The sequence below is a fragment of the Nocardia sp. NPDC003726 genome, assembly GCF_053586955.1.
Map to the genome: position 1 here is coordinate 21,678 of NZ_JBSFNF010000046.1, position 6,533 is coordinate 28,210.

General features: G+C 69.1%; 7 protein-coding genes. 6 read left to right on the forward strand and 1 reads right to left on the reverse strand.

Going from position 1 to position 6,533, the window contains the following annotated elements; all coding sequences use genetic code 11:
• Window positions 1-45 precede the first annotated feature (45 nt).
• Window positions 46-636, forward strand: a complete 591-nt coding sequence (locus ACWDMM_RS32830) for a TetR/AcrR family transcriptional regulator (RefSeq protein ID WP_195081718.1) — start codon at window positions 46-48, stop codon at window positions 634-636.
• Window positions 637-652: 16 nt separating this feature from the next.
• On the opposite strand, the gene ACWDMM_RS32835 is transcribed toward ACWDMM_RS32830, so the two are convergent.
• A complete protein-coding gene (locus ACWDMM_RS32835; protein WP_357106468.1) occupies window positions 653-1,561 on the reverse strand; it encodes an alpha/beta hydrolase in 909 nt (302 codons plus the stop codon).
• A 508-nt stretch (window positions 1,562-2,069) separates the two neighbouring features.
• On the opposite strand from ACWDMM_RS32835, the gene ACWDMM_RS32840 reads away from it, so the two are divergent.
• The 5 genes from ACWDMM_RS32840 (at window position 2,070) to ACWDMM_RS32860 (ending at window position 6,046) form a co-directional block, all read left to right on the forward strand.
• The gene (locus tag ACWDMM_RS32840; RefSeq protein ID WP_195081720.1) at window positions 2,070-2,474 is read left to right on the forward strand and encodes a GlcG/HbpS family heme-binding protein; all 405 of its coding nucleotides are present in this window, start codon (window positions 2,070-2,072) and stop codon (window positions 2,472-2,474) included.
• 249 nt (window positions 2,475-2,723) lie between these two features.
• Entirely contained in the window at window positions 2,724-3,284 is a 561-nt protein-coding gene (locus tag ACWDMM_RS32845; RefSeq protein ID WP_195081721.1) for a DUF6764 family protein, read from the forward strand.
• A gap of 204 nt (window positions 3,285-3,488) precedes the next feature.
• The gene (locus ACWDMM_RS32850) at window positions 3,489-3,629 is read left to right on the forward strand and encodes a hypothetical protein (protein ID WP_449941404.1); all 141 of its coding nucleotides are present in this window, start codon (window positions 3,489-3,491) and stop codon (window positions 3,627-3,629) included.
• 178 nt (window positions 3,630-3,807) lie between these two features.
• Entirely contained in the window at window positions 3,808-5,505 is a 1,698-nt protein-coding gene (locus ACWDMM_RS32855; protein ID WP_357206298.1) for a GMC family oxidoreductase, read from the forward strand.
• A 52-nt stretch (window positions 5,506-5,557) separates the two neighbouring features.
• Window positions 5,558-6,046, forward strand: a complete 489-nt coding sequence (locus ACWDMM_RS32860) for a GNAT family N-acetyltransferase (RefSeq protein ID WP_357206296.1) — start codon at window positions 5,558-5,560, stop codon at window positions 6,044-6,046.
• The last annotated feature ends 487 nt before the right edge of the window (window positions 6,047-6,533 follow it).

The window sequence follows — 6,533 nt, forward strand, 5'->3', positions numbered from 1 at the left end:
ACTCGGCAATGGGGTGGGCCGATCCGAACCGAAAGGGACATCGGCATGCCCACCGGAGTCGCCCTCCGCGACGTGCGCGAGCAACTGTTCGACGCCGCCGACCGGATCCTGCTTCGAGACGGGCCGAGCGCGTTGACCAGCCGGGCGGTCACCACGGAGGCGGGCTGCGCGAAAGGTGTTCTGCACCGGCACTTCGCCGACTTCGACGACTTCCTCGCCGAATTGGTGACCGCCCGGATCGCCGAGAACGAGCGCCGGGCCGCCGCTCTGCGGGAATCCGCCGGAGAAGGCGCGGTGGTCGAGCACCTCACCGACGCGCTGACCGACCTGTTCGGCCCGGTCACCACGGCCATCGTCAGCCTGATCGCGTTCCGGGACGAGTTGCGCGCGCGCCTGCGCCGTGACCGGCCGACCGGCGTCCCCGTGCTGGCGGAGGCGACCGCCATGATCGCCGATTACCTCACCGCCGAACGCGATCTCGGCCGGATCGCCGCGACCGCCGATATCGGCACGCTCGCCCCCATGCTGATCGGAACCGCGCATCTGCTGTTCGCCGACCGGGACGCCGGTCCACCTTCGCGCGCGGCGGTCGGCGGCGCGGTGAGCGCGGTCGTCGCGGGCGTGCTGTCCGGCTAGTGCGGGTGCAACGCGGTCAGTGCGCGCCGAGCGCGTCGAGGATCATCGGACGCGCGGTGGCGAGCGCTTGCGACCAGTACGGCCAGGTGTGCGTCCCGTCGACGGTGTCGACGCGGGCGGTCATCCCCAGCTCCGCGAGGCGATCACGGAACATCTGGGCGGCGATCGTCGTCATCGACTCCAGGCCCATCGCGTTGACCGTGTTCCCGACTCCGAACGGCACGTCGAGCGGGCCGGGCAGGCCGTTGCCGGTCGAGACGTAGATCGGCAGTCCGCGCAGCAAATCGGCCTGTACGGTGGCGTCGTTGCGACTCCAGGCCGGGTCGTCGACCGGCCCCCACATGTCGTCGACGTTGAAATTGCCCTCGTCCCGCATGGCGGCGCGCATCGCTTCGTTCCAGAGCGGGAACGTCGGGTGCAGGAACCCGGAGAACGATCCGGCGAACTTGAACTGGTTGCGATGGTATCCGGCCAGGATCAGGGCGGCGTTGCCGCCCATGGAGGCTCCGACGACGGCGTTGTTGGTTCGCGATACGCCGTAGCGCTGCAGATAGGCGGGCAACTCCTGGGTCAGGAAGGTTTCCCATTTGTACGTCGTCTCTTGGCCGTTGGTGCTGCTGGGCCGGTACCAGTCGGTGTAGAAGCTCGAGTGGCCACCGACCGGCAACACCAGCGTGACGTTGTCGTCCGCGAATTGGCTCAGCGCGTCGGTGTCGCTCGACCACTGACTGTGGTCGGCGGGCGCGCGCAGCCCGTCGAGCAGGTAGAGCGCCGCGCTGCCGCCGCGCGCCGCCCACTGCACCTGGACTTTGATCGGCCCCATGCTCGACGGCACGGACAGCTCGCTGAAACCGCGCGCGGGCGCGCGCAGCACCGGGGTGTGGATCGGCGCGGCGGTGGCGACGGTCGCGCCGATGGGCGACATCAGCACCGCCGTCACCATGACGGCGCTGGTTCTTCTCAGCCGACCGCGAACACCTCGCTGCTTTCCGGACCGTGCTGTCGCGCCCACTCGCATACCTCCTGCCCGCTTCCTGCTCGGTGACAAGCAACCGAATTCATTTGTCGCTCAGCGCAATTGCTTCGTCGGCGATCACTGCCACCCCAATGATCCAGAATTCATCCTATGTTGCGACATGTTGGCTACGGGCTCCATCCCAGTCAGGGCTGGGAAGTCCCACCGCCGGGGCGGGCGAGGTGGGCGGCTCACCGGCGCTGGTCCGTCGCCGTGTCCGCGCGGGCTCTGTGGATCACAGGTCGAGGGAAACGCCGGTGAGTAACTTGACGAAATGGTAGCTCGATAGTTGCTAAAGAGAGGGTCTTCGGTGTGTTCGAGACACGGCGTGTCGCGGACGGTCGTCCACTCGATGAATCGCACGGACGCTCGTGCGGGTGGCCTTCGAGCGTGGCCGATCCCGGGCAAGAATGGTCGTATGTCGATTTCGCTCGACCAGGCCGACTCGGTGATCGCCGCCGCACGCAAGGCGGCGGCCGAACTCGGCGAGGCCGTGTCGCTGGCAATCGTGGAAACAGGCGGAACGGTGGTGGCCGTCGCGCGGATGGACGGTGCGCCCCCACCGGCGAGCGATATCGCGAAACACAAGGCGCGGGCGGCTGTCGCGCTGGGGTTCGACACCGTGCACATGACCGCCGCACCGCAAGGGCGGTCGCTGTTCGGCGAAGCGCGGCGCGCGGATGCGCACGCGCTGGTGCCCAACGGCGGCGGCGTGCTCATCCGAATCCGCGGCACGGTCCTCGGTGCGCTCGGCGTGTCCGGTGCGGCATCCTCGATCACCGATCACAAGATCGGCGCAACCGCTGTCGCGCAACTGAATTGATCACGCACTGCCCGTCGTGCGGCCGTACCGTCGTCGAAATCCATGGGCGGTATCGCGTCCGCGACCGATCGGTCAGAGGTTCCCGCTGAACCAGGCCGGCGGACGCGGCGCGGCACACCGCCTCCGGCTGATCGGTGTGCGAAACGTTCGTGTGTTTCCGTGCCGGTTCGGCGGGTAACGCCGGGTGAAGGACCAGCAGGCCGCCATGTTGGTTCGCGATTCCCAGCGTGGCGCGGAAAGAGGTTGTCCATGAATACCATCAGTGCGATTCTCTGCTCGGCCGCCGCGGTGGGAACCGCTTTCGTGGTCCCCGCGGCGGCCTCGGCAACCTCCCTGTCCTGTGCCGCCGAGCGCGGTGTCGACGCCACCGTCATCGACGGCAACACAGGGTGCCGGGCGGCCAGCGATCACAGGGGGCAGGCGCGCTCGGATGGCGTCGACGGGGTCGGTTACGCCCGAGCCACCCTCGGCGCGACCGCCCTCGGCGTCGGCGTGGCGGGTGGCGTCGGGGCGAGCGAGGGCGCGGGCGGCATGCCTATCGCGCTGGGGATCGGTCCGGACGCCGTAGCGTTGAGCACGGTGGTCGACGACCACCTGCGCGACGGCCCGGCGGTGGGGGTGGCGATCGCGTTCGAGGGCTCCAGATCCGAGGTGGGTGGCACGCCCGATGGCGCGGTGGTGTGCCTGGGCTCCGGCGCCTTCGCCTGGAATTTGCAGAGCGGAGCGAGTTGCCTGGCCACGCCGTTCGGCCTGTGGCGATCGCCCGTGAGCCTGCCGCAGCCGCCGGATCAGCCTCCCGCCGCGTGGTGAGCAGGCAGAGCGAATCGTCCGGCATGCCGTGATGAGAGGTGGCGCTCCGCTCAGAGCTGGTGGCGCAGTTCCCGCCGAGATGTGACTCCGCTTGCGGCAGCAGCACTCGGTGCAGGCCGGCGAAACCCGATCGCCTGAGACACCGCTCCGATCTCATCCGCTCGAGCGGATGAGATCGGCCGCACCGCGCCTGCCCGTGGCGCGGTGGTCGAAACCCAAGCTCTGGCGAATCCGCGCAAGGCTCCGCCCGGCAGCCTGGCCGGTTCGATCCTGCGGCAGCACCATCCGGAACTGCCGTCGCTGACCTGGGACGAGATCCTCGCGTCGAGCGGCTGGCACGACTGATCGCCCCCGTATCCGGCTGCCACGACCTCGGCCTGGGGCAGCACGCCGGTTCCGGTCGTGGTCGCCGTAGGTCGCTGAAGATCGGAATGCGCGGGGTGGTGCGATATGGCCGGAAATCTCGATATCGCGTCCGTATCTCTCGTCCGGGCGGTGTGTTCGCCGCCATACGCTCGAGCGCATGGACAGCCACTACGACGTGCTCGTCATCGGTTCCGGCTTCGGCGGCAGCGTTGCCGCGCTGCGAGCGACCGAGAAGGGATACCGGGTCGGCGTGCTCGAGGCGGGCCGGCGGTTCGCCGACACGGAGTACGCGAAGAACTCCTGGCATCTGCGTGAGTACCTGTGGGCGCCGAAGTTCGGCTGCTACGGCATCCAGCGGATGACCCTGCTCAACGACACGTTCATCATGAGCGGGTCGGGAGTCGGCGGTGGGTCGTTGGTGTACGCCAACACGCTGTACGAGCCGCCGGAGAAGTTCTACCGCGACAGGCAGTGGGCGCACATCACCGATTGGCGCGACGAGCTGGCGCCGTACTACGACCAAGCCAAGCGCATGCTCGGCGTCACCCAGAACCCGGCGACCACGCCCACCGACCGGATCCTGCGCGAAGTCGCCCAGGACATGGGCATCGCCGACACCTATCGCCGCACTCCGGTGGGAGTGCTCTTCGCGGACAACGATTCCCGGCCGGGTCAGCAGGTCGCCGACCCGTTCTTCGGCGGCGTCGGGCCCGCGCGCTCCACCTGTACCCACTGCGGCGAGTGCATGACCGGCTGCAGGCACGGCGCGAAGAACACCTTGGTGAAGAATTACCTCTACCTGGCCGAGAAAGCCGGGGCGACGGTGCATCCGCTGACCACGGTGACCGACGTGCGACCGCGGCCGGCGGGCGGCTACGAAGTGCGGACCGAGCGCACCGGGCGGTGGCTGCGCAAGGGCGAGCAGACGTTCACCGCGGACCAGGTGATCTTCGCGGCCGCCGCGCTCGGCACCCAGAAACTGCTGCATCGGTTGCGCGAGAACGGTTCGCTGCCGCGCGTCTCGCCGCGGCTGGGGCATCTGGCCCGCACCAACTCCGAAGCGGTGCTCGCCGCGCGCTCGCTGCGCAAGGACACCGACTTCACCAAGGGCGTCGCGATCACCTCGTCCGTCCACCCCAACGAGTACACCCACATCGAGCCGGTCCGCTACGGCAAGGGCAGCAACGCGATGAGCTTGCTGGCCACCGTGCTCGTGGACGGGCAGGAGGGCAAGGCCCGCTGGTGGCTCGGTGTACGGGAGCTGATCGCGCACCGCCGCCACCTCATCCGGCTGCACAGCCCGCGCCGCTGGTCCGAGCGCATCATCGGCGTGCTCGTCATGCAGAACGTCGACAACTCGATCGTCACCTACACCAAGCGCGGCCTGTTCGGCAGGCGCATGACGACCAAGCCGGGCGACGGCGCCGCGCCGCCGACCTGGATTCCGGAGGGACACGAGGTGACCAGGCGGATCGCGGAGAAGATCGACGGTCTGCCGCAGGGTGGCTGGACCGAACTGCTGAACATCCCGATCACCGGCCATTTCATCGGCGGCTGCGCCATCGGCGACTCGGCCGAGACCGGCGTGGTCGACGCCTATCACCGGGTCTACGGATACCCCGGCCTGCACATCACCGACGGCTCGACCATTTCGGCCAACCTGGGCGTGAACCCGTCCCTGACCATCACCGCCCAAGCCGAACGCGCGATGGCGTTGTGGCCGAACAAAGGCGAGGACGACCCGCGCCCGCCGCTCGGAACGGCCTACCGCAGGCTCGCGCCGATCGAACCGAAGAACCCGGTGGTTCCGGTCGCCGCGCCCGGCGCGTTGCGGCTGCCGATCACGCCGGTCTGAGCGTGCGGAAAACCGGTCGCGCGCGGCGGGTCCGGGTGCCAGGATCGGTGCTGTGCCCGGCCATGTCGTCCTCGAACCGCTCGATGAAGCGTTGCTCACCGATCTGCTGCACACCGCGGTGGCCGACGCGCATCCCGGCGAGGTCATGCCGGTCGAAGCGCCGGATGCGAGCTGGAATGCTGACCGAGAAGCGGATTTCCGCGCCTTCCACCGCGGCCGCGCGCTGGCGGACCCGCCCGTCGAGTCGACCTACGGCATCCGGGTGGACGGCGAGGTGGCCGGCGCGGCACGACTGTGCCGGATGCCCGCCTCGGACGACGCCGCCGAGGCAGGAGTCTGGCTCGGCCGCTCCCGCCGCGGCACGGGCATCGGCACCGCCGTGTTCGCCGCATTGATCGAGCGGGCGGCCGCCGAAGGCTACTCGAGGCTGTTCGTGAGCACGACGCCGGACAACATCCCCGTACTCCGCCTACTGACCGCCCGCGGAATCGACTACGCCCTGCACGACAACGAGGCCACCGCGTGGATTCGCTGCGGCTGAAGCCGATCTTCCGCGAGTACGGAATCGAGTGCACCCGCGACCGGCCGAGAACGATCGCACAGGTGATCTTCGCCGGCAGATCGGCAGCATGCCCCTCGTGTCCTATCGAGAAGGTGATCGTCACACGTGACCACCGCCCCCCATTCCGATAGAGCGAAGTGAGACCGAGCATGGCCGCGAGCCCTGCAAACGTTTGAACGCAGCACAATTCGAAGCGAGACCACGTGCGCCGTCGCGGCCCCGGCTCGCGCCCAAGGTGCTCCGCCTGTGCGGCGAACAACGCGCCGCCCGGCCACTTCCACCGCGCGCGAGGTCGCAGCATTGATACCGACGCGCCCAGCGCACCTCCACCACGTCTTTCGAGCGAAGCAAGACCGAGCATCCGCCGTTCGCGGCCCGGCTCGCGTCCGAGCGGCCGCCGCGTCCGCGACGAAGTCGCCAGCGGCGGTCGCTCGGACGCGAGCCACAAAGGGGCCGCGAACACCAG

Coding starts and splice junctions, on each gene's coding strand:
- ACWDMM_RS32840 (WP_195081720.1), top strand. CDS start 2,070: ATGTCGATTTCGCTCGACCAGGCCGACTCGGTGATCGCCGCCGCACGC.
- ACWDMM_RS32835 (WP_357106468.1), bottom strand. CDS start 1,561: ATGTCGCCCATCGGCGCGACCGTCGCCACCGCCGCGCCGATCCACACC.
- ACWDMM_RS32830 (WP_195081718.1), top strand. CDS start 46: ATGCCCACCGGAGTCGCCCTCCGCGACGTGCGCGAGCAACTGTTCGAC.
- ACWDMM_RS32855 (WP_357206298.1), top strand. CDS start 3,808: ATGGACAGCCACTACGACGTGCTCGTCATCGGTTCCGGCTTCGGCGGC.
- ACWDMM_RS32845 (WP_195081721.1), top strand. CDS start 2,724: ATGAATACCATCAGTGCGATTCTCTGCTCGGCCGCCGCGGTGGGAACC.